Source organism: Vibrio sp. 10N.261.51.A4 (genome assembly GCF_041471945.1).
GTDB classification, from domain to species: domain Bacteria; phylum Pseudomonadota; class Gammaproteobacteria; order Enterobacterales; family Vibrionaceae; genus Vibrio; species Vibrio crassostreae_C.
The window spans coordinates 68,116-92,797 of sequence record NZ_JBFRPJ010000006.1 but is presented as its reverse complement, the minus strand read 5'-3'; the positions used below and the strand labels follow the sequence as shown (position 1 = coordinate 92,797).

Sequence of the window (24,682 nt, the reverse complement as noted above, 5' to 3'; positions counted from 1 at the left end):
TAGCGAGTAGCGAGTAGCGAAATTATTTAGGGTTGGCGTTTGGCGTCAACCCTTTTTGTTTCTGTGTATCTAAGAGATATTAAGCACTTAGCTCTTGGATTTGAGCAACAATCGCTTTTAATCCATTACCGCGAGATGGGCTTAGATGAGTAATTAGACCGATGTTTTCAAAATAACTATCAATATCGAACGATTGTATCTGTGCTGATGTTTTTCCATCAAAAGCAGACATCACTAATGCGATAAGGCCGCGAACGATACGAGCATCAGAATCAGCACAAAAGTACCAAACACCGTCGATGTTCTGAGAAACTAGCCAGACTTGGCTTTCACAACCAGAGACAACAACCTGCTCACTCTTCAGTTCATCAGGCATCGTTGGCAGTTTCTTACCCCATTGAATCACTTGGCGATAACGGTCTTCCCAGCCGCTGAATGTCTGCATCTTCGCGACGATATCATCACTGGTAATTTCAGTGCCGAATGGAGAGCTTGGGAATGTGGTCATTTTAATATCCAGTCGATTGTTAATTGAGTAAAAGACGTTACTTAGCGTGCTTTTGAATCAGCTTTTCAACGATACGCGAAACAGCTACAAAACCAAACGTCGCCGTTACAACTGTTGCCGCACCAAAACCCGTCGCACAATCCATACGTTTTGGACCTTCTGCTGTCGCTTTCGCAGCACATACACTGCCGTCAGCTTGAGGGTATTTCAGCTGTTCAGTTGAGAACACACAATCGATACCAAACTTACGTGCTGGATTCTTAGGGAAGTTATGATGACGACGAAGGGTATCTTTTAGCTTCTTCGCTAGCGGATCTTGAATCGTCTTAGTCAGATCAGCCACTTTGATTTGAGTGGGATCGATTTGACCACCCGCACCACCCGTGGTGATCACCTTAATTTTGTTGCTACGACAATATGCCAACAGTGAAGCCTTAGCTTTCATACTGTCAATCGCATCTAATACAAAGTCGAACTCTTTCGACAGGTATTCAGCCTGATTGTCTGGGCCGATGAAGTCGTCAATCAGGTTAACTTTACACTCAGGGTTAATCAGCTTAACGCGCTCTGCCATCACTTCGATTTTGCTCTTACCGACGGTGCCCGACATTGCGTGGATCTGACGGTTGATATTGGTCACACACACATCATCCATATCGATCAACGTCAGCTCACCTAAACCGGTACGAGCAAGCGCTTCAACCGCCCATGAACCTACACCGCCAATACCGACCACACACACATGTGCTCCTCTAAGTATGTCGACTTCACTATTGCCATACAGGCGACGAGTGCCACCAAATCGTTGGTCATAGTTTTCTGAAGCTGGAGTGGTCAATTCACGCATTGTTGCCGCCAATTTATTTCTGAGAAAAAGAAAAGAGTGCGTTTTATACGCACTCTTGAATAAAAAGTCTAGGGGATTAGCGATTCGCTTTCAATGCCCCATTTTATTGTCGCTTACTCTACCTTTTCAGGAGGCAAAGCCCAAGGCGCTTCAGTTGCGCTACCATCTAAGCCGAGCTTCCACACACGACCAAAATGCTTGTAATGACCCGCTTCAGTACCCGCTCGAGGGCCCATGCCGTGGTAAAGGTCCAAATGGTTTTGCTTAACCGCGCCGCCCGTATCCAAAACCAGTAACAGTCTTAATTGGTGTGCACCGCTCCAAGTACCATCCGCATTCAATAAAGGAACCTCAGCCAGAATTGGAGTTCCCATAGGCAAGATAGAGCGATCGCCAGCTACTGCAGCCATTGGTAATAGAGGAATCCCAGCACTACCCATTACTGACAAGTCGTCTCTCGCTTCAAAAAACACGAAAGATGGATTTTGCTCAAGCAACTCTTTGACCACTTCAGGATCGTTTGCCAATACCCACTCTTTGATTGCTTTTAGCGACATTTTTTCGCGTGGAACTAAGCCTCGTTCAATCAGAACACGGCCAATGCTCACATAAGCTTTATTATTCTTACCCGCGTAGGCGAAATACTGCAGCGTGTCATCATCACCGAAGTGCACAAATCCACTGCCCTGCACTTCCATCATAAATGGGTCGATGCGGTTTGCTGAATAACCTAACTCAAGGCCTTGACCTTCTAATGCGCCGTTGTAAATCTCTTCGCGTGTTGGACACTCTTTGCCACACTCAGGAAGCCCGTAAACAGGGTAACGATATTCTTCATTCGCTTCGTGGCGCAGCTCCATCACAGGAGAAAAGTAGCCCGTGAACAAAACATTGCCTTGTTTATCACCACCACCTAGTTGAGCGGTTTGAACGCCAAAATTCGCTAGCTCGCTTGGATCTCCACTCAGCATCGCCCACTCATTGAGTTGTTGATAAAGCGGCTCATAGATTTTAGCCATCGAAGGGGATTTAGAAACCACCATCTCAGCTTGTTCTGCAAATGCGGTGTAGTCTCTTGGTTTATTGGATTCAACCTGATCGACCTTATTCAAGGTACGAGGAAATTCGTCATCAAGGTGTTGTTGAGCAAGATCAGTGGGTTGAGCACAGCCAAATAGCAAAGAGGCAGCGACTAGGGGAAGCCATTTTTTAATCACAAGAGTCATCCTAAAAATTCTATGCATCGAGGATGACAAAAACAGTCAGATAACACAATCGTAGATTGTAAGAGTTTACAAGAAGATAACCTATCGGACGGAGTTATCGATATGGCCTTTAAGGCGGAAGATGGGATTGTAGTGACTGTCAGAATCGAGCACCATTTCTGTATTGTCAGAATTGGTCATGCGGAAGCGATAGGTTTTATCACCCGCCTTATATTCAAAGTAGCTACCGTCAAAGTCAAAGCTCGTCGAAACAACAGACCCACGAACTGACACACCATTAGCATTCAGAACAAACTCATCGGTCGCATAATGTGCAACATCTTGCTCTATCCAAGTGCCGTATATCAGATTGTCGGGCGTCGCCGCATTTTGCACTCGGGAAAGCACATCGCCGAACAAAGAAACCACCGCAAACGAACCCACTAAGGCTAGAACCATTAAACAGCGTTCAATGATCTTACGCTTCAACTTAGATTGATTGCGCTGATCAGCTTCGCTGTAGAGACCTTTGGTTATCTCATCGATTTTGTTCTTTGTTGCTGGAGCTTGTTGCATTCGGTGACTACTCATAAGGATGCTATGCGCATTCTACACTGAGGCAGTTTATATATTGAAGCCTAGATAAGAATAGTTTGCGCTTTATTCCAAAAAGGTGTTGTTTACATTTGAATTTAAATGCTAAATTATCGAATAAATAAACAAAATGGACTTGTTCTGTGAAATTAAGAAGTACAGCGCTAGTAAAAGGTTTCAGACAATCAACCCCTTACGTAAATGCTCACCGTGGCAAAACCATGGTCATTATGCTGGGAGGCGAAGCCGTTGCCGACAGGAACTTTGGTAACATTATTAGTGATATAGCCTTGCTCCACAGCCTTGGAGTAAAGATTGTTCTCGTTCACGGGGCAAGACCGCAGATCAACCAATTGCTTGCCAAGCAAGATTGCCATACGCCTTATCACAAGAATATTAGAGTCACTGATGAATATTCTTTGGGCGTCGCTATGCAGGCTGCTGGACAGCTTCAACTTGCCATCACCGCACGCCTCTCAATGAGCTTAAACAACACGCCGATGGCAGGCACTCAACTCAATGTTATGAGTGGTAACTTCATTACGGCTCAACCGCTTGGCGTGGATGACGGTACGGATTATTGCCACAGCGGGCGTATTCGTCGAATCGATATCGAAGGGATCAATCGCACGCTTGACCAAGGTTCAATTGTACTGCTTGGCCCTATTGCCAGCTCCGTGACAGGCGAAAGCTTTAACCTACTTTCTGAAGAGGTCGCTACCCAAGTTGCTATTCGTCTAAAGGCCGACAAGCTGATTGGCTTCTGCTCCGAACAAGGGGTAACAGATGAACGCGGTAACGTGCTCGCCGAACTCTTCCCTAAAGATGCCAAGCAAATTCTAGAACGATTAACGGAATCTCAAAATCCTGCCGAAGACATGAGCACAGGAACACTGCGCTTCTTGAAAGGAGCGATCTCCGCTTGTCGAGCTGGTGTGCCTCGTTGTCATCTAATCAGCTACAAGGTAGATGGCGCATTAATCCAAGAGTTGTTCTCTTTTGACGGTATTGGAACCCAAGTGGTCATGGCTAGTGCCGAGCAAGTAAGACAAGCTCAGATTGACGATATTGGTGGCATATTTGACCTTATTCGTCCTTTGGAAGAACAAGGCATTCTCGTTCGTCGCTCAAGAGAACAATTGGAACAAGAGATTCACCGCTTTACGATTATCGAAAAAGACGGACTGATTATTGGTTGCGCTGCACTATATGCGTATCCGGAAGATCACATGGCAGAGATGGCGTGTGTGGCGATTCATCCTGATTATCGTGATGGCAACCGCGGGCAAATATTACTGGACTACATGCGTCATCAATCGAAGTCTCGTGATATCGACCAAATTTTCGTTTTAACCACACATAGCCTGCATTGGTTCCGTGAACAAGGGTTTTACGAGATCGGAGTTGATGAGCTACCGATGGAAAAACAGGGGCTGTACAACTATCAACGTAACTCAAAAATCTTAGCGTTAAATGTGTAAATAAAGTTTTGGACTAAAATCTCACTTCAAAGGAAAAATAATTGCAAATGTAATCGTTTTCTATATGAGATTTATTAACTATGCACTTTCACTCACACGTATAATTGTATAGAATTTAAACGCTTTAATAATCTTAACAAATGTTTTTATTGGAATTGCCATCTCGATAGTCATGTCGAACTCATTGAGGTGGTCACTGCACGGATTGCTATACCCGTTGACGGCCAGCACGCTAACATTAGCTCTGCTCGTTAATATAAACAGCAAAAAGAGCAATATTGATATGAGAACCATTGTTTGTAACTCGCTGCAAAGTTTTTGGGATATGGCTGATAACCAATTCTTAGAAGGGCTAGACGTACACTGCGTGTTCCCTGTTAGCGAGAATCTAAAAGAGTTTATTTTGAATTGCCAAGCAAAGTACAAGATAAACCACATATCGTTTACTCGAGCGTTTTTAGGCTCTCATTCCTAATAACGCTCAAAGCAACCAAGGATGGTTGCTTTGTGTTTATCTAGCCCTAAGTTCAAAACCTTCTCTAGCCGTCCATAACGACTAATTCGTTAAGCGACTGCCTAAACCACTCACTCGCTCTGTTTTCACCTTAATCCCACGCTTCAACACATTTGTATCGCTGAACATCATCAGTCGTTTCTTCGCACGTGTAATACCTGTATAGATAAGCTCCCGCGTTAAAATAGGGCTGAAATCTGGCGGCAAGATCATTAAGGTCAGATCAAATTCACTACCCTGAGATTTGTGTATTGTCATTGCATAAGCCGTTTCATGATCGGGCACTCGGCTTGGTAGCACAGCTTTTACGCTGCCATCGGGCAACTCAAAATAGACCTTCAAACGAGGGGTTAAGTCAGGTTGACTAGAACCCGCCTCAAGCATACAGATACCAATATCACCATTGTACAAACCCAAGCCATGATCATTTCGCGTCACCATAACAGGACGTCCGTGATACCACAGCTCATCATTATGAGGGCTCACCAAACGCCTTGCGGCCAGTGCTCTTTCAATTCTGTGGTTGAGGCCTTTAACACCAAAATCCCCTTCACGAATGGAACACAACAGTCGGCATTGGCTGAACAAATCGAGTACCGATTTCGCTCTCGCTTCTTGAGTTTCTAACTCTTCCAACGGCACATTCATTCTATTGAGGTACGCACCATACTCGTTAACCAAAGTACGCAGCATCAGGTTATAGCTGTCACTCGACAGAGGGTGGTTTTCGATATCGCCAAAACCTTTGGCAAACACTTGGTCTACTTGATTCGCAGAACCATTATTGATTGCTTTTGCCAGCTGACCGATACCGGAGCGCGCATCGAAACGATAACTCTTCTGCAGCATACACAAGCTATCCGCAATCGCAGGCGGATTCACCGCTCCAGCTTTGTCTTGTCTTGGTTTAGCTATCGCATCAAAACCTGTCATCTCTGCAATCAAATTGCCTTGCGCTGTGCTGTACCCTGCAGAGTTGAATGAACAGATATCACCGAGCACAGCACCTGCCTCTACTGAAGCGAGTTGGTCTTTATCACCCAATAAGATGAGCCTTGCGTGCTCAGGAAGTGCATCCACCAGCTTATACATCATCGACAGATCAACCATTGAAGCTTCATCCACTACCAAGATATCAAGGTGGAGTGGATTGCGTCGGTTATGCCTAAACTCAGCACGGTTAGGAATCGCGCCGAGTAATCTGTGTAAGGTGCTCGATTCGGTCGGTATGTTGGCTTTCACTTCAGGCGCTAATGGCAGCTGTTCAATTGCTTTACCGATCGACTCGGTTAAACGCGCCGCCGCTTTACCCGTTGGTGCCACTAGCTTAATCGTTGGTGTTTTACCTTGGCTGAGAGATTGCTCGACCATCGCCGACAGTAATTTGGTTACCGTGGTTGTTTTACCAGTACCCGGCCCACCAGAAATCACCGCAAAACGACGACTCAACGCTACCGCTGCCGCGACCTTTTGCCAGTTCAAACAGACAGATAACGGCACGAGGCTATCCAGCGCATCTAAATCTGTCACTTGCTTGGCTTGAACAATCGCTTGGTCGATTGATCCCCAATCTAAAGCCTGCTCATTCACAATATCAAGATGGTCACACACCAATTGTTGGCGTAATACCTGAGACGTTTGTTGGCTTGCTTCAGCCTTGGCTAAGGCGTTAAACAGAAAATGATAGCTACGTGCAAAAAGCAGATTGAGCGTTTCAGTCAGCGCTTTTTTCTGCTCAGTATTGAACTCTACCGGCTTACTTAAACGGTTTAAGGTCTCAGCCAACACAACTTCGTAGTTCCAATAACGCTGTAAATAGACACGCTGCCCATCGAACATTAGAGGCTTAACACAATCGTTGGTCGTTCCCACTAAGTTTGATGATTGAAGCACAGCCACCCAATCAATACCCAACAGTTTTTGGTTCAATTGCAGTGCAGTTTCACCGTATAACCCAAGTAACTGAGCAAGATCTGCCGCTAGTTCAGGGCCTGTCGTATGCTGCTGTATAAGCTGAGTACAAATGTGTCCTTTGCCTAATTCATGGCTCACTACCCCCGCGAGAAAGCCGATCTCTTGAGGGTAGCTCGTGGCTTGCTGAGCAAGAAAACGGGCAAATTGATAATCCAACTGACGAATAGAACCCTTATCCGCAAGAAACTGGAGTACATCCATCAGTTGCTCAGGAATAAGTGAAACTGGCTTTGCTGTGTTCGCAGTATCTATGCCGGTATTAGTGGTCGTTGTTGTCATTATAAAAGCCCCATCTGTCCAGTTTCATCGTCATTCAATTGTGCCGAACGTCTGTCTATCACTTTACCGTCAATCAATTGATCCATTTCATCAAGTAAAGCCAGTGTTGGTTTCGCCGAGAAAATACCTTGCTGAGATTGGCCGTCCATTCCTCGTAAGAACAAGTAGTACACGCCACCAAAATGTTGTTCGTAGCTGTAATTGGCAACGCGGCTGCGTAAGAAACGGTGCAACGCCAATGCATAGATTTGATATTGCAAATCATAGCGATGGTCGGCCATCGCCGATTTCAATGCCTCGCCATGGTAGACAGCAACATCATCTCCTAAGTGATTCGATTTCCAGTCGAGTACATAGTATTTACCTTGGTGCTCAAACACCAAATCGATGAAGCCTTTCAACATACCTTGCACGGTTTGGAAACCTAGATCGCCCGCTTTGGCTGACAATGGATCGTGATATTGAATGGTTTGATTCAGTTCAGATGCAGCCAATACTTCGATCGGCAGTAAGAATTCCATCTCAACTAAACGTTGCGTCGAGTCTTTCTCGCTTAGCTTTAAGTTCTTGCCGTCTAATGCGGTGTTCAGCACTGTATCGACCAGTTGCTGAAGCACAGGTAGCCACTCTAATTCATATTGCTCTGATTCTAATAAGTGAGTGATTACTTGCGTGTTATGTTCACTGGTTGCTGGCTCGGTAAATTCAACCTCCTCAAACAAGGTGTGTAAGAAAGTACCTGGGCGAGCACCACGAGGGAACGTAAAGATAGAGCGTTCAGGCTCAATCAACTCAGACTCATCCTGCTCATCAGCCGAATCAATATCAAAGCCAGACACCTCAATGGTCGCGTCATGACTCGCACCGTGACTGCCTTGCTTTACAAGCCCCGAGTAACTGGTGATACGCCAAGCCCGGTCGATTGAAGCCTTGAGTTCGCTCGCATGTAAGTCTTCGCTCACTTGCTCGGTTTGTACAAACACTTGCTCGTGAGCGGTTGGTGTTTCAGACAGCAATACGCTTGAATTCTTACCCTCAATCGCTGACAGAGCTTGATGTAACTCGGCGATGCCTTGCTCTTGTCCGTTTTGAACCAAGTAGCCCATGGCACTCAAGTGAACGCCGGTCGGCTCTTTGGTTGAACGCCCTTTACGCAGTGGTGCCATGCCAATAAAACATCCATAAACAGCACGAGTCAGCGCCACGTAAATCAAACGTAAGTCTTCCGCCAATCGCTCTTTGTCGGCTTGAGCTAAGGCACTGTCGCTACCCGTAATATCAAGTACCGTGGTATCTGAGTCATGGTCGTAGAACTTACCTTCACTCGCTTCACGATAGCTTGCAACGAACGGCAAAAATACTAAGTCATATTCCAAGCCTTTCGATTTATGAATGGTAACGATTTGAACCAAGTTTCTTTCTGATTCAAGGCGTTGAATGTCGTCGTCACTGCCACCTAAACCATTTTGTGCATCTGAGATTGCTTCAGCCAGCCAACGCAACAAGCCATAGTCACTGTCGAGTTCTTGTCTTGCTTGTTGCAACAATTCGCCAATGTGCATTAAATCAGTGAGTGAGCGCTCACCATTTTCTTCTTCCAGTAAGCGTTCCGCGAGATGTCGTTTACTGATCACGCTGCGAAGCATTGGCAACACGCCGCGCTGAAGCCACAACTTACGATATTCTCTAAACTCGTTAACGACGTTTTCCCACACCACTTCATCGTTGTTGAGTTCATCCAATGATGCGGCATCCAGAGCAAACAACTCCGACGCTAAACTGGCGCGTAATGCTCGGTCATTTTCAGGTGTCAGCACCGCCTGCAACAAACGTTGAATATCTTGTGCGACCAAGCTGGTGAACACACTGTCTCGGTTGGATAAATACACGCTCGCAATGCCTTGTTCCGACAACGCGTTCTTAATCAGACGACCTTCACTACCGGTTCGAACCAAGACAGCAATATCACCCGCATTCACGGCATGCTGTTTTTTGCCGTTATCAAAATAGGCTTGTTGATTTTGAGAAGCGGTCAGAATGGTTTGAATTTGACTCGCTGTCGCTTCTGCCATTGCCTTGTGATATTCACCTTTCGGCAATGGCTTATCTTCAGCCTCTTGCAGCCAAAAGGTCAGTGCGTGTTGAGTCTGACCATTCATTACCCATTGGCGTTTGTCAGCAGATGGACTTGCAGCAACGGGCAAAAATGGAATGTCTTGATCGTAGATAAACGGGCTATCCGAATTCATAAACACTTGGTTTACTGCGCTGACCATATCTGCACTCGAACGCCAGTTAGTCCCTAACGTATAGTGAGCACTAACTTGGTTTCTTGCCTTAATGTAAGTAAAGATATCCGCGCCACGGAAACCATAGATAGCCTGCTTCGGGTCACCGATCATAAACAGACCACACTGCGGATTATCGAGGTAGATTCGGCTAAAAATACTGTATTGTAGCGGATCGGTATCTTGGAACTCATCGATCATCGCTACCGGGTATAAGGTACGGATTCTTTCCACCAGCAATGACTGCTCATCGACATCGATCGACGCAGATAACTGAGTCAGTAGATCATCAAATGATAACCACTGCTTCTGCTGTTTTGCCTTGGCTAGCATAGTTCGACAATGAGTAATCGCATGCGCCAATAACGGAGCTTTCAAATCAGCTGGGTTATTTAAGAAGTCGTCAATCGCCTCAAACACCGCGTGCTGAGGCGCGGTGCCTTTTGGTGTTTTTTCAATTAGAGTGGCTTGGGAGAACTTCTCTAACTTGTCTGGATATTGATAATCATGAGTGTCGCTTTGTGCCCATGCAGTCACCGCTTCTAACCAAGTCGGCAAAGACTTCTTGGTGTAGCTGCGCTTGTTCACATCCGAGCCTGAAATCAAAGCCAAAAAGTCCGCTTCAGACTCACACCACAGTGCTTTAAGCTGCTTCACTTTGTCTAGGTTCTGATTGTGTAGAGTTTGCAAATCACCCGACATCGCGTCGACGGTTAGCTTCAATGGAGAACCCGTCAGATAACGATTGACGTCTGCTAACAATGCAGCCGGTGAACCCCAAATATTACGAACCTCACCAGCCAGTTGAATCGGCAGCGGGTAAAACTGCTTACGCCAGTAGTCAGCTACCACTTGCGCTTTAAGATGGCTTTCATCAGTCACAAACTCATTATCAAATCGGCTGCCAGACTCGAAGGCATTTTGAGTCAACATACGCTGACAGAAGCCGTGAATGGTGTATACCGCGGCTTCGTCCATTTGCCTTTCGGCATTGAGCAGTGTTTTCGCAGCGCCAGCGTGGTCTTCGATTTCTTGTAGCAAAGGAGCAATCACTGGGTCATCACTTTGCCCACGAGCAAACGCTATGCGAGCATCATGGATTCGCGCACGGATACGGTCTCGCAGCTCAGCCGTAGCTGCTTCAGTAAAGGTCACCACCAGAATTTGGTCTACGGTTAGCGGCTCATGGTGTCGAGTGGCTTCAGTCAGATCACCTTGTGGAGCGGCCGTGCCATGCCCGAGCAGTAGGCGTAAGTACAAGCCAGCGATGGTAAATGTTTTACCTGTACCCGCTGATGCTTCAATTAAACGCGCGCCATGAAGTGGAAACGTCATGGTATTGAGTGTCTGTGGAGCAATTACCTGAACACTGCTTGTGGTCGTCATGCCTTACTGCCTTCTGATAAATATGTTGTTACAAATGTGACCTAGCGTGGAAAACGTCATTCAATTTACGTCCTACGCTGATTTGTTAATAGTTAGTGCGATCTCTCTCACGGATCAATTCGGATCGCCTCGCTACTATGCGCCCACGAGTTCAGGAGCGCGTACGAGTTTTGTACTTTACGGCGTTACTTTGAACCACAGAATAATGGTCCCTCTGACCTGTGGCCGTACAGCGAACGCCCTACACTAATAATGATTTACTGGCGGCCACTTTATTTCCTGTACCTTGCTTCTATTCACCTTGATTCCCTTCATCTTGAAAGCAAGCGTACCAAACGCTTACCAGCGACTCTCTTTTGTCTTTCATTAATTCAGCGCACTCGCTATTGATCTTGTCGATCACAGCCACCTACTCCTGATCTTCCAGATCGGCAGCAGCCAACCTTGCCGCCTGTAGCACAAGCGTTGAATACATACGCGACTCAGCCGCCAGCTCATCGTCCCACTTAGGCCAAATACGCGAGATGTAGGTATCTCGACCCTCGCCCGTGAAAGCGAAGCTGTCATTAAAAGTATCGGCCATTTTCTTGAGTGACTTTTCTTCATCATCGACCCACTTACCACGGCTAAAGCCCGCTTCAACACCAGCTAATGCCGTTTTCGGGAAGTATGGCAATGGTGCAGTCATACCTTGATAAAACAGTCGTACTAACTCAGCTAATATACTCTTCGCTTGCTGCGCATCGCCGATAGGTTGTAGCGTTTGGTGAACCACGCCCTCTTTTCTGTCATAGCCAATAATATGGGTCGTTTTTCCGTGTCCCATAACAGCGCAGGATAGATGATCAATCCACGCAGCCAAGTAATCTTGAGAGCGTATTTTGCCGCTACGGAAACGCACTAGACCTGATTGATAGTTTTGAGTTAACCACCCCATCAAGCGAACAGGCTTACCTTCGCCTAACACGTCAAACTCGATATTCACTTCGAGATCTTGCTGCGGTGATCCGCTCACAAATCTAATCTCTTTGGCTAAGTCTTCCGCTTGAACACGGTTGGTTTCAAATTCGATGTCACCGAAGGCGCCGACCGGTAATCGACCTTGGGCTTTTTGCTCAGAGACAAACAGTCGCACCGCTTCGTCTGCGCCTTCTGGGTGGTCCAGCAACACTTGCAGCAGCGCATCTTTAAGCTGGAAGCTTTCTAAGCCATTAAGCACGAACGGCTCGTCGTCTTCCATTACCGGAAGCGGTGGCTCAAACACGACTTTTAGACGGCGATTAAAGAAGTATTGCACCGGCAAACGCCAGAAACGCTGTAGCTCAACCAAATCGAGTTCTAACGGATAGCTCGCACCAAGCAAATAGTCATCCAATGCACGATTGAATTCACCACTGCGTTCACCAGAACGGTTAGCCGCAGGAAGCCATTCTTTGGCGTAACTCAGCACATGGCTTGCATCACCTTGGGTAAAGGCTGCAGGGCTAAATGGTGTCATGGTGTGCTCAAAGCTGATCGCTTGAGTCAACTTAATGCCTGAATCATCACTTGGTAGTGCTTGGTCTTCACTTAGGCAGTAGTTTTGCTGACAATACTCAATCAATTCAGATACCAACACCGACGGCACTCGCTCGGTATTATCTTGAATCGAACGCCCAACATAACTGATGTACAAACATTCTTGCGCTGACAGCATCGCCTCTAAGAATAGGTAGCGGTCATCATCACGACGCGAACGATCTCCCGGACGAGTGCGTCCGTTCATCAAATCAAAACCTTCCGGCGGCATTGAGCGTGGGTAAACACCGTCATTCATGCCTAACAAACAGACGGTTTTGAACGGAATAGAACGCATCGGCATCAAGGTACAAAAGTTAACTTGGCCAGCTAAGAAACGCTGGCTAATGCGCGCGCCAGATAACTTATTATTGAGGTACTGGTAGATAATGCTTGGCGACAGTTCTTGTTCGTACAAGGCATCATCAAGCTGTTCGTTCAGTTGCGAAAGTGCATCACGAATCGATTTGAGCACCACCTCGCCTTCCAGTTCAACCACAAAGAAATCATCAATCATTTGCAGCAAGGTTTCACGCCACATCTCGATAGATTGGGTTTCAGTTAGTCGTTGGCGGTAATGAGCGATACGGTCAATAAAGTGCGCTAACTTACCCGCAAGTTCGGCGTTAATACCCTGAACTTCGTTATAAGCCGCAATCGGAGAATGTTCAGTTTCAAACAAGCCCGCAGAGTCTGACATCGCATAGCCCAGTAACATACGCTGAATACCAAATAGCCAGGTATTTTGCTCAGTCGCAGGTAGATCAAATTCTGTTGCAGTTGAAGCATCAACCCCCCAACGAATGCCCGCCTCTTCAACCCATTGCTTGGCTTGCTCGAATTGAAACTCGTCAATACCAAAGCGTGCCATCATCGCAGGAATTTCTAACAGCTCTAGCAACTCAGAGGCTAAACAGCGCGTGTTCGGTAGCGCGACCAATTGCATGAAAGCGGTCAGAATTGGGCTTTCTTGGTCTGCAGTTCTATCCGAGATCGAGTAAGGGATATAACGCTCACCCGGAGCATTACCAAATACCGCCTGAATAGCAGGGCTGTAAGCATTGATGTCTGCCACCATCACAATGATATCGCGTGGTTTTAAGCTTGGATCAGCATCAAACATCGCTAACAACTGGTCATGGAGAACCTCCACCTCGCGCATTGGGCTGTGACAAGCGTGTACCGTCAACGAACGATCGCCCAGCTCAACCACTTGTTTGTGGTTGCTGGAGTCTAAGATGTGATCGTCTTGGTGCTCTTCTAACTCAAGAATATCGGCTTGCAGTTGATGCAGCAGGCTGTCTCTCTCGACATCAATAAAGAACTCATGCTCTTCGCTGTCTGATTGAGACAGCAAGAACAGGTTATCTCTGCCCAGTTTACCCATAGACGCCAGTAAGCTATTACCGACCGCTTGGCTGGTATGCAGTTCGTCTTCAATATTGGCTTCAATGCCATCTTTTAATGGTGAGACTTCGCCTTCTAGCTGAGGTAAACCATCAACCAAAGCAAACTGCTTACGACGCTGCGCTGCCACTCTTGCCAAGTATTTACGATCGCGAATATCGCCCCAATAATGTTGGCAAGGGTTGGTAAACATCAGGTGGACATCAATCTGCTCGCCAAGTGCTTTCAACGCGTCCATATAACGAGGAGGCAGCGAAGAGATACCAAACACAAACAGACGCTTAGGTAAGTGTTGTAGCTGACCTTGTTGATTGGCTAGCGCTTCAATGAAGTCGTGATACAAGTTGCCACGGTGGTATTTAGATTGGCCTTGAGACAGAGTTTGATCATAGAGTGCCTTCCACAAAATGGGTTGCCAAGGGTGCTCTTGCTGCCCTTCACTATCTATCAATTCTGTAACGGGCTCTCCCGCTTCCCACATCGCCATCCACTCAGGTCTATACACCAAGTATCCATCGAAGATATCGGCAATTTTCTCTGCCAATTGATACAACTTAGAGTCATCTTCGTCGTTTTCAAGATAGCGCTGTAGGGGTAAGAAATCAGGGTGGTCAAGTTTCGCGGGTAACAAACTCATCAGCTTCCACGTCATCGCTTCTTTGTTAAAAGCACTGCGTTTAGGAACATCAGGAAGCACTTGGGTAAACATATCCCAAATGAAGGTTGCTGGAAGTGGGAAATCGATATTTGCTGCTACGCCAAACTCTTTGGCGAGTTCCATCTTAAGCCATTGAGACATACCCGGGCTCTGAACCAAGATCTGCTCTTTTTCGAAAGGATTGGCTAAAGGGTCACTTTTGATTAAGTGAACGAGAAGAATTTTTAAAGTATCAACTTTATTGGAATGGTAAACAGTAAACAAAGTGCACTCACGCTAATCTTGCCACAATATAAAGCCAGATTAGCATAAGTGCCGTGTTTGGATTAGGAATATAAGCTTATGAAATGCCAAAAACTTACTATCTATTGGTAGCTCAAGCTAAATCCTGTTAACTGCTTACCGTTATGCCGCTAAGTTGGATTTTATTTAAGCACAGAAACCCAATATCAGTAGCTGTAATTGTCAATTACCACGTTTTGTCTAGGTCAGCATAAAGCTGATAATCGCCCTTTATGTCATCCCAATGATGCAATTGATGCAATAATTCAGCTTTAGTTAACTTGAACCTAAAGTGTTCTTGGTAAGACTTCTCTATTGGCGTATTCAATATGATAGGCTCATCAGTAAACTCAAAAAACCAGTATAGGCCATCTTGTTGACTATCTTTACCCGTAAACTGTTGGCTTATTTTACTTCGTGGTAGCAACTTCACATTAGCCACACGATATAGATACTTTGAAAATTGACTATTATCAGTCACCTTATTACGAACAGTGATCAATAAATAACGAACTTCACGAACAATGTTACGGTGCACATTTTGGCGGTTGGTCGCTAATAGCTGTGTATGATACCCCTTAAGCTTGCCACTCCGAGCTAGATTCAAGTAACTATCATCACGACCGATTTCATTTAATGGAGCTACCATCGTCAGATCTTGATAACGAGCACTACAGCTTCCATAAGGTGCAATACGAGCTGAATCTTCGATGAAATAGTAGTCGTTACTTAACCTAGAGCGACTTGTAATACTCGCTCCTAATTTTTGCTGTAAGTAGTTTTTCAGCCACAAGTTATGACCCAATTGATTGTTAACACTTGGTAGCAGAGCAAACGCACCAATGCCAATTTGTTCGATAGCATCTTGGTAAGGGTTATGAGTATTCACTTGATCACAAAAACCTGGATATAAAGCAAAAGCGCCCATTACTGGTCGACTCTTAATCGGGTTTTCATTTTCTAATTTTTGCTGATGAATAATTGCATCACGGTAGCGGTGCATCTGGTTAATTGCATCTTCAGGTACAGCATCAAATCCCTTGTTATGAGCTTTGATTTGATAGTTATCGATTCGGTATTTAGCATCAAACAAAATGAGAAAGGACTCTTGATTTTCTAGTGTAACCTGCAGCACGATATCAGGCCGTTGATTTGCTGTCCAAGTGCGCTCTTTCTCTCCTTTAGGTGAAAAGGTCGGTTCATGAGCTAACTTGATAATCACTCCATCATCACGAGAAAACTCAAATGCAGCAGCCATTCCATCTTTACTAAATTGCTTTTCAAACTGCACTTGTTTTAACTTAGCTAACTCTCGCTTTATCTCTTTAAAACCAAGGCTTTTAATAACAGCCATAACTTCAACAAAACACCAAATTTCGTATAACTCAGCGACCGATTTAACCGACATATCCGTCTGATTTTTAGTATTATTTAAATAATATTTTAACTGCTGCCATGCTTTATAAGCTTTTGCATAGCCAGTGCCCTGTTGTAATACCTTCGACTCACCACCTTGCCCTTTGAAGGTACCAACTTCACGCCAAAGCTGATGCTTGCACATTTTGTTAAACGTATGCTGCCACGTTTGCACCTTTTGAATAAAAGAGCCTGACAATTGAGATTTTTCTGTGCGGGTAATAGTAGAAATTAAATGATGTAAATTATTAGCGACTTTATTAATAACCATTTTAATAAAACGATTTTCAGGCGTATCAATATGCAGTTTTTTAAAGCTAATAGGGAGTCTTGGGTTCGCCACTCCGCTTTGGATTAAATGTTGAGATTTTTCCGCCTGCTTTGGGTTCAATCGTTTATTAACCCGATCTAACTTTTGATACTTAGAAAAAGATTGCAGTCGATTATGAGGGGAGTTAATGACTTGCTTTACACCACTTTGCAGGTCTTCAACCAAACGCTGAAACTGAGCAAGCCAAAACAGTTCAAACTTTTCAGTACTGCGCTGTGATTGACTCACACCCTGATTTGTTTTGCTACTTAAGCTATAGCGCCAAAGAGGATAAATATCATCAATGGTACGATTAATCAAAGGAAGGTCTTGATCCATCACCATCTTTGTAGCGAAGATATTAAAGCTAACTTCAGCACTACAAAGCTTATCTCCCACTTGATACTCAATATTAAAACTGCAGTTACCGACATCATTACCAAAATTAATAGCAGCTTGTAGCCCATCACCATTTCGGGTTAGATGAAAAGCTTCTTCGATTAGACGATGCTTATGATTAACTGTTGCAGTATTCTTAATTACTGACCTTTCAAACTCAATATCAAACCAATACTGGCGATTTTCAAAAAAGAAAGGGGTAGCGATAGACGATGCACCCTCATCATCAAATGTAGCCGCTACTCCCCCCACACTAATCAATACAATATCACCAGAAGGCAATATCTGATCACGCTGTCTGTAAGTGTGCTCTAGTTTACTTAAAGGGCTATCAATATCATCACATGTAACATAAACCGTAAAATCATCATGTTTAGCTTTGATAGTCACACGCTTTTTCTTCACCATTTCTTACTGCTACCCTATCACCATTATTATGGCCAAAATGAGGTGAAGCCTGACTGCAACTTCGACTGCATATACTCAAGCTTAATCTTTGAGCGGCAGCTTACCTTGATTGGTGTGTCTTTATCTTCAATATTCTGACGCAATAAATCTGCACGTTCACCATCCCAAATAGCTTTTAAGGTGCTTTGATTTGATAGAACTTCTACTAACTTTTCTAATAGTGCACCGCCATCTTCCGTCGTCAACTTATCTTCATCACCTTCAACACGAGGTAATATCTTACACATTAAAAAGTCATCAAAAACAGCCGCTAATTCATCTTCATCCTTAGGAGAAAAACTAATGACTGATAAGCAAAGCTCGTTAAATGCGCGGTAAGCCAATTCAAATGCGGTACCTTTTAATACAGCATTTACTGACAAAAAGAACTCTTTCGTTTTCTCAGCAGTAGAATCAGCCTCAACTTGAGAGAACAGATCCAGCTTAGCTTGGCTATATATTGGATAACCTAAGGTTAATGGTTGTTTCTTCGCTTCAAAAAATTCATCTATGTCATTAGGAAAAAATTCTCCAAAATCGATACTCAATGCACGATCAATGACTTTTCGAGAGAAACCATGAGTCGTTTCATCCATATTAACCGTTCCGGCTACAATCAAGTTAAATGGAATCCCCAGACCGTACTGACAGAACAACTGCCATAGTTCATCATATTTATCATCATCAAAGCCTAAGCTTGAACGCAGCTTTCTATCGTAAACTTCATCTGTATCACCGTTCTCATCAGCTAACCCTAACGCTAATGGCTTCAGCAATGGATCGCTAGAATAGGTAAATTGGTCGTTGTCCCAACTCCAACTTCTTGTCTCTAGTACTGATAAATAATCTGCAAAGTATTGCTCGACTGGAGCAAGATTCATTTCATCCAAACAGAGCCAATAAGATCGTACTTTTTGTTGAGTTTGACTACCACCAGTGACCACCAAACGTTCTCCACGCTGTTCATTAGAGTGAACCTGAACACTTAAACCACTATCAAAGATTCCACGCCAAGCTTTTGCGATGAACTGCAACACATCAGTGGTGATGTATTCCGCTTGACCATCTTTTGATAAGCGCGAGACATACCCCAACAAGTCGCTTGGTTCATGCCAATCAGGACGCACGGAAGTAAGGCAATAAGTTTCATTTAGAGAGCCAGTCGCTTCTACTTGTTTACGAACAAAGCGAGTCTTACCCGTTCCTGAAATACCGGCTAAAAGAAGGAATGGTTTAGATAAGCATTGCCGCTCTACGAAAACTGTAGGTTCTACAGGCTCATTACGTGTATTAATACCTGCATATAGTTCTAAAAGCTCTTTGATGTCAGATATTAAAGCATCATTATCTGGCATCTGGTCTGTCGGATAAAACTTAGCACCGGCAGAAGCCCACTCATAAGACTGACCCAATGTAGTATTCGATCGTAACTCAACTGTCTGATCCCATTGCATAAGCTGTTGGTTTGAGGTACGTATTCTATCTCGCATCTCTTTTGCTTTTTGCTTCGCTAAGGTTGTCCCATATTTGCTTTTTAACTCTGTGGTTCCGAAACCTAACGACAAGTAAACCCCAGAACCATCTGAGCGAAACAAATAAACAGGATATACACCTGATTGTGTTGAAGTTGTAATTTTTGAGTCGAGGATGGATAACCAAGCGACATCGGCCCAATTACCGGCTCCGGCACTCGCTTTCATCAGAAATCGTTCATCAAGATCCAATTCAGCCTTTAAACATGAAGTTAGATCTTTCCTTAGTAACTTAGCAATAGGGTGACTAGAAAATGGCTCTGTCTTTGCTTGCACCCAGTTACTTGCTATTTCTGATAATAGAGCCCTTAACTTCATAAATTCACCTTCATTTGACAACTCGAAGCTTATCGATTAAATCTTAGCTATTAATTCATGTACACTCTTTGAATTATACTTTTCAAACCATCTAATTGATATTAAAAACAAAGTAGACTAATCGTCTATTTCATCGACAAACGCATTGAAAACAGTATGGTTTTGACAGGTCGATAGAAAGCTAAATACCTGATCACAACATAGCTCACCACCAATGTTGCGACCACCAGTTCCAGTACTGCAAGAGCATGGACTTGAGTTATGTATTGGCTTGCAATGTCGACACTTTCCATCCAAGCCGCCAATTTAAACAGTGCCGTCGCACCAATCACGATAGGGAATGTAAACGCCGCATAACCAGGGCTAAATGGAAGACGAAGTAGTTTGAAAAACGCCATATAGATAATGAACGTCATCAACACTGCAATACCAAATAGTAAACCAATGATCACAGGTGAAGGGTTAGCAGTAACGGTTAAGTAACCCGCCAAAGATAGGCTTGCCGGTGCTGCCATAATCGCAATCGTTGGTTTTGCAGCATCTGGCACTTCGTGAGAGAAGATCAAACGGTAAACCATGATTGGTAGCATTACTGCGTAAACCAATAAGCCGAATACCAAAGTCGCGTTAGCTACTGGCTCTAAAACTGGATTACCTGAGAAAGAGACGTCAGCGACGATAATACCGATCGGTGGCACAAACCAGCTTGGCACCATGTGGTGAATCTCAAAGTTTTTAGCTCTGTGGTACAAAAAGCTCATTAGAAACACAACATGCAAAGCCACAGAAGCCAACCACATAGCTTCTTGTAAGAATTGAGAGATTGGCGCCAAAGACGCTGACACCACCATGCACCCCATTGCAAATGTTGGTACCACACTGCCGACAACAGGGTGAGCAAGATCTTCACGCAATAGGTGACCATGAATCAAAAATTTCACAGCTAAAACAAGAAGTAATACCGCCGCAATGCCAGCACTGATCCACTGCACCAAACCCGGTGTGTGTAAGATACCTTGTGCGACTAGAACACCATCCCAACACCAGCCTAAGCTTGCAATTGCGAGTGCTAACCCTGCCATGGGTGTTGGAGCTCCTGTTAATCTATATTTAATACGTTGAATCATGTCAGCCTCTCTTAAACCTAATTCACTAAACTTGTGAACTCATCAGCTTGTTGAAGCCATAATACGCTTGCGCTTCGTTAAACAATATCCAATTATATATAACAAGTGTTCATCAATACTGAACAGAATCCATTTTCACCAGCAGAGTAAAACTAGGAATCTGATGGCTAATATTTCAATAAAACAGCTCAAAGTGTTCGTCACTATTACTCAGCACTCGACATTGACTGCTGCCTCTGAGGCTCTGTTTCTGTCTAAAGCTGCGGTCAGCATGGCACTAGGCGAAATGGAGAAACAACTCGGCCACTCTCTATTTGACCGGGTCAACAACCGATTAATTCTCAACCAAGAGGGACATAAGTTACTTCCATTGGCGGATGAAATATTACATCGTGCTGCTGGTATTGATGTTTTGTTCCGTGATGATCAGCCTTTAAGTGGCAATCTAAAGGTCGGCGCGAGTGACACGATTGGTAATCAGGTCGCACCGTTTATTTTGTCAGGCTTTCGCGAACGAACTCAACATCAGGATCAAAGCTTGTTCATTTCAAACAGTGCACTGATCTGCCAAAAGTTGGTGGATTATGAACTGGATATCGCGCTAATTGAAGGAAAAACATTACACCCTGAACTCATTTCGAGTCAGTTTAGCAGCGATGAAATGTGCATTATTGTTAGTAATCAACATCCTCTTGTTGCCAAAGAAAAAGTGATTTTAAGCGATTTAGAAGACAGCCATTGGATTTTACGTGAATCAGGCTCAGGGACTCGCGAGTTTTTCCTTCGTGCCGTCGCACCGCGCATCGAACATTGGTATGAATCTTTTGAACTCAACACCACAGAAGCAATCATCAACTCTGTTTCTGCCGGTCTTGGCTTTGCCTGTTTGTCTCGTTTAGCTGCTCAGCGAGCGATCGATTCAGGCCGAGTAAAAGCGCTTAATGTACCACTTGATATGAAACGCCGATTCTGGATGCTGGTCCATAAAGACAAATATCAAAGCCCACTGCTGAAATCTTTCATGAGTTATTGTGAAGACTGGGCGGCACATCAAGATTGAGGCCGCATAGTACGGGCTCCAACTGGACTTTTAACATCAGAAACTGTATAAAAAGCCAGTAAAATTTATCAAACTTAGAGGATTAACCATGGCTGTTATCGTCAAGTACGTGGTGGAACGCAACGGAGAAGAGAAAATGACTTTTACCTCTAAAGCCGAAGCTGACGCATACGACAAAATGCTGGATATGGCTGATGAGCTTTTTGAACTGTTAGGCAAAAGCGATTTAGTTGAAGATGAAGGCAAGCAAGAAGAACTTGCAATGTACCTAGCGAAGAACAAAGAAGAAGTTCTTTACGCATTAGGTGCTAAGCGTAAGCCAGCTCCGAAAAAAGCTAAGAAGCTTGAAGCTGTTGAAGACGCAGAAGAAGATGCAGCTTAACTAGCTGATACCTTTCTAAAAAACGTCAATGACGCCTCTAATCAGAGTTCGTTATTGGCGTTTTTTTATACTTATCGAAATATAATGAAGCTTGTTTATAGTCGAAATCGCTCTAAACATTCGCTTGCATGAAAGTGTGAGGAAGATCTAATCTATAGCCATCAGGTGATGGGGTTCCACCTAAGCTTTTGCTTCAACCGCCCGTTCTTTCCGAACAGTGCTAATGACTCCTACAGAATCGAAAACAGGTAATACTGTTGGACGTATCGCTATTCCTCCATTTTGAAATGGACTTAGTCTATTAAGACCAAGTTCCATGACACCTTTGGATTATCGATACTCAAGATCTGTAGTGAATTAGCCGCACCTCTTCCAACACGTCCTGTTTTCTCAACGCCCTAGGCCTTAAATGGCTCTATAAGTGAGAAAACATTATGCACTACTCTTCAGAAATTCAATCAATGTGCCCTATCCAAAGGGGTGATCTACACACTTCAGCACCAATTCCAGTTGAAGGCGCTATGGTTAGTCCAAAAGATGTCATCGCTATTTCTGGCTTAAGCCATGGCGTCGGTACTTGTGCACCACAACAAGGTGCAGCAAAACTAACGCTGAACGTAAAAAACGGCATCATCGAAGAAGCCCTAATCGAAACGATTGGTTGTTCAGGCATGACTCAATCAGCCGCGATGGCAGCCGAAATCCTCACCGGAAGAACCATTCTTGAAGCCCTAAATACTGACTTAGTGTGTGACGCTATTAACGTAGCCATGCGTGAAATCTTCCTGCAGTTTGTTTACGGTCGAACTCAATCAGCTTTCTCTGAAGGCGGTCTAGAAATTGGCGCTGCATTAGAAGACTTAGGTCAAACACAGCGCAGCCAAGTGGGTACCAGTTACTCAACCGCTGCAAAAGGCGTACGTTACCTAGAGCTTGCAGAAGGTTACGTAACCAAACTTGCACTTGATGATCACAGCGAAGTGATTGGCTACGAATATCTCAACCTCGGAAAAATGATGAAGGCGATTAACCAAGGCGTGCCAGCGAATGAAGCGGCCGACCTTGCGACAGGGACCTATGGCCGCTTCGATGAAGCCGTTGCCACCATTAACCCACGCCAACAGTAATTTTGCCAATTTAGAGGAAAGATATGATGAACACTCAATTTAATGAATCAGTAACTCGCGTATTGGCAGAAATGAACTTCGACTCTTTAGAGCAAGCAAACCAATACTGTTTATCACACAATGTCGATCCAAAAGCATTAGTGATGGACACTCAACCTATCGCATTTGAAAGCGCAGCTGACGCTTACACTCTTGGTGCAGCATTGGCTCTGTTCCGTAAAGCCACCAGCGCAGAACAAGCCGCTAATATTATTGGTGAAGGTCTTCAAGCATTCACCAAACCTGGCAGTGTTGCTGAACAACGCCAAGTTGGTATTGGACATGGCGCGCTAGCCGCTCGTCTTCTCAATGAAGAAAGTCACTGCTTCGCCTTCCTTGCGGGTCACGAATCTTTTGCTGCAGCAGAAGGTGCGATCAAAATCGCACTAAACGTCAACAAATCACGTCAAAACCCATTGAAAGTGATCTTAAATGGCCTAGGTAAAGATGCCGCTTATCTTATCTCACGCATCAACGGCTTCACTTACGTGCGCACTCAATACGATTACCAAACAGGTGAACTTGTTGAAACAGAACGTCGCCGTTTCTCACAAGGCCCTCGCGGCGACATCTTGTGTTACGGCGCTGATGATGTTCGTGAAGGTGTGGCTATCATGCACAGAGAAGAGGTGGATGTGAGTATTACGGGTAACTCAACCAACCCTACTCGCTTCCAACACCCAGTAGCGGGTATCTACAAAGCAGAACGCACTCGCCAAGGTTTGCCATACTTCTCAGTTGCTTCAGGCGGCGGTACAGGTCGAACATTGCACCCAGATAACGTAGCAGCAGGCCCAGCGTCTTACGGCATGACCGATACCATGGGCAGAATGCACGCTGATGCTCAGTTCGCAGGTAGCTCTTCAGTTCCTGCTCACGTGGCGATGATGGGCTTCATCGGCATGGGCAACAACCCAATGGTCGGAGCGACGGTTGCATTGGCTGTGGCAGTGAGTGAATCTCAACACGCATAACGACAAAGTGAGTCCCACAATCTGCCTGTTATGTAGAGTCTGTTAGTTGAGAATCAAGCAATAACGGACGACTAAAACTCTACACCTATCACTAAAACCAAACAGCCAGCCTTATGCTGGCTGTTTTTTATTCACACTTGCTCTACTATCTATTTCTAATAATTATTTGTATCTAAGATTAAATACATTCTGCTGTCGTATTTGGCGAGCGCTTCGTTAAAGCCGTTGGACCAAGCGCACTGAACGTGATTACTCGAATGATGGGGTTGATACTCGCGGTAATCGGTATGCAGATGTTGATTGAAGGGATTGAGCAAGCTTATAAGGCACTGTTTATCTAAAGAGGGGATTCACAGGAGAATGTTGATTAACGCACCAATCAATTTGTGTTGATCTGCAGTGTTTTCTCATTGCAGAAAACTATCTCTCAAAAGACAAGCAATATCATTTTACAGACTTTATCCCGATACGCCCTTTCATAACGAGGGCGCTCTCTTTATGATGAACGCAATTAAATTAACTTTGCTAACGGCAGCGCTTGTTATTCGAGCCGTTGTTTTGGAATAGCAAA

At 44.6% G+C, this 24,682-nt stretch carries 16 protein-coding genes, 1 pseudogene and 1 riboswitch; of the genes and pseudogenes, 7 read left to right on the top strand and 10 right to left on the bottom strand.

The window, feature by feature from the left end; translation table 11 throughout:
- Positions 1–79 precede the first annotated feature (79 nt).
- The 4 genes from csdE to AB4384_RS02275 all read right to left on the bottom strand — a co-directional run bounded on the left by csdE (position 80) and on the right by AB4384_RS02275 (position 3,136).
- Positions 80–508 carry a cysteine desulfurase sulfur acceptor subunit CsdE gene (gene csdE, locus AB4384_RS02290; RefSeq protein ID WP_372128802.1) on the bottom strand — a complete coding sequence of 143 codons (429 nt, stop codon included), beginning with the start codon at positions 506–508 and terminating at the stop codon, positions 80–82.
- A 37-nt stretch (positions 509–545) separates the two neighbouring features.
- On the bottom strand, positions 546–1,355 hold the full coding sequence (gene tcdA, locus AB4384_RS02285; RefSeq protein WP_372111444.1) for a tRNA cyclic N6-threonylcarbamoyladenosine(37) synthase TcdA: 810 nt from the start codon (positions 1,353–1,355) through the stop codon (positions 546–548).
- A gap of 113 nt (positions 1,356–1,468) precedes the next feature.
- On the bottom strand, positions 1,469–2,581 hold the full coding sequence (mltA, locus tag AB4384_RS02280; RefSeq protein ID WP_017059898.1) for a murein transglycosylase A: 1,113 nt from the start codon (positions 2,579–2,581) through the stop codon (positions 1,469–1,471).
- Between the two features lie 81 nt (positions 2,582–2,662).
- Positions 2,663–3,136: a DUF2850 domain-containing protein gene (locus tag AB4384_RS02275; protein WP_372128838.1), complete on the bottom strand. Its 474-nt coding sequence runs from the start codon at positions 3,134–3,136 to the stop codon at positions 2,663–2,665.
- A 161-nt stretch (positions 3,137–3,297) separates the two neighbouring features.
- Between AB4384_RS02275 and argA the strand changes: the two genes are divergently transcribed.
- Complete coding sequence (gene argA / locus AB4384_RS02270) at positions 3,298–4,635, top strand: amino-acid N-acetyltransferase (protein ID WP_017064194.1); 1,338 nt, start codon at positions 3,298–3,300, stop codon at positions 4,633–4,635.
- 283 nt (positions 4,636–4,918) lie between these two features.
- Positions 4,919–5,110, top strand: a complete 192-nt coding sequence (locus tag AB4384_RS02265) for a hypothetical protein (RefSeq protein ID WP_372103810.1) — start codon at positions 4,919–4,921, stop codon at positions 5,108–5,110.
- A gap of 81 nt (positions 5,111–5,191) precedes the next feature.
- Here AB4384_RS02265 and recD read toward each other — a convergent pair whose 3' ends face one another.
- The 6 genes from recD to AB4384_RS02235 form a co-directional block, all read right to left on the bottom strand.
- Entirely contained in the window at positions 5,192–7,402 is a 2,211-nt protein-coding gene (gene recD / locus AB4384_RS02260; protein ID WP_017059894.1) for an exodeoxyribonuclease V subunit alpha, read from the bottom strand.
- Positions 7,402–11,076, bottom strand: a complete 3,675-nt coding sequence (gene recB / locus AB4384_RS02255) for an exodeoxyribonuclease V subunit beta (RefSeq protein ID WP_372128801.1) — start codon at positions 11,074–11,076, stop codon at positions 7,402–7,404. The genes recD and recB overlap by 1 nt, the downstream gene beginning before the upstream one ends.
- Positions 11,077–11,485: 409 nt before the next feature.
- The gene (gene recC / locus AB4384_RS02250) at positions 11,486–14,962 is read right to left on the bottom strand and encodes an exodeoxyribonuclease V subunit gamma (RefSeq protein WP_372128800.1); all 3,477 of its coding nucleotides are present in this window, start codon (positions 14,960–14,962) and stop codon (positions 11,486–11,488) included.
- A 205-nt stretch (positions 14,963–15,167) separates the two neighbouring features.
- Positions 15,168–17,513: a DUF2357 domain-containing protein gene (locus AB4384_RS02245; protein WP_102394079.1), complete on the bottom strand. Its 2,346-nt coding sequence runs from the start codon at positions 17,511–17,513 to the stop codon at positions 15,168–15,170.
- 26 nt (positions 17,514–17,539) lie between these two features.
- On the bottom strand, positions 17,540–19,423 hold the full coding sequence (locus AB4384_RS02240; protein WP_240700409.1) for an MrcB family domain-containing protein: 1,884 nt from the start codon (positions 19,421–19,423) through the stop codon (positions 17,540–17,542).
- A 104-nt stretch (positions 19,424–19,527) separates the two neighbouring features.
- Positions 19,528–20,484: a TDT family transporter gene (locus AB4384_RS02235; protein ID WP_102394077.1), complete on the bottom strand. Its 957-nt coding sequence runs from the start codon at positions 20,482–20,484 to the stop codon at positions 19,528–19,530.
- 208 nt (positions 20,485–20,692) lie between these two features.
- Between AB4384_RS02235 and AB4384_RS02230 the strand changes: the two genes are divergently transcribed.
- From AB4384_RS02230 to AB4384_RS02210, 5 genes and pseudogenes are all read left to right on the top strand, one after another.
- The gene (locus AB4384_RS02230; protein WP_017059889.1) at positions 20,693–21,589 is read left to right on the top strand and encodes a LysR family transcriptional regulator; all 897 of its coding nucleotides are present in this window, start codon (positions 20,693–20,695) and stop codon (positions 21,587–21,589) included.
- Between the two features lie 88 nt (positions 21,590–21,677).
- On the top strand, positions 21,678–21,971 hold the full coding sequence (locus AB4384_RS02225) for a YebG family protein (protein WP_008223840.1): 294 nt from the start codon (positions 21,678–21,680) through the stop codon (positions 21,969–21,971).
- A gap of 155 nt (positions 21,972–22,126) precedes the next feature.
- Positions 22,127–22,211, top strand: a riboswitch (Fluoride riboswitch).
- Positions 22,212–22,405: 194 nt separating this feature from the next.
- Positions 22,406–23,098 (top strand): iron-sulfur cluster assembly scaffold protein, encoded by a 693-nt coding sequence (locus tag AB4384_RS02220; protein ID WP_372118061.1) that lies wholly within the window; start codon positions 22,406–22,408, stop codon positions 23,096–23,098.
- A 23-nt stretch (positions 23,099–23,121) separates the two neighbouring features.
- Positions 23,122–24,111 carry a GGGtGRT protein gene (locus AB4384_RS02215; RefSeq protein ID WP_372128798.1) on the top strand — a complete coding sequence of 330 codons (990 nt, stop codon included), beginning with the start codon at positions 23,122–23,124 and terminating at the stop codon, positions 24,109–24,111.
- A gap of 197 nt (positions 24,112–24,308) precedes the next feature.
- Positions 24,309–24,452, top strand: a pseudogene (locus AB4384_RS02210) (MarC family protein); the annotation flags it as partial.
- Between the last annotated feature and the right edge of the window lie 230 nt (positions 24,453–24,682).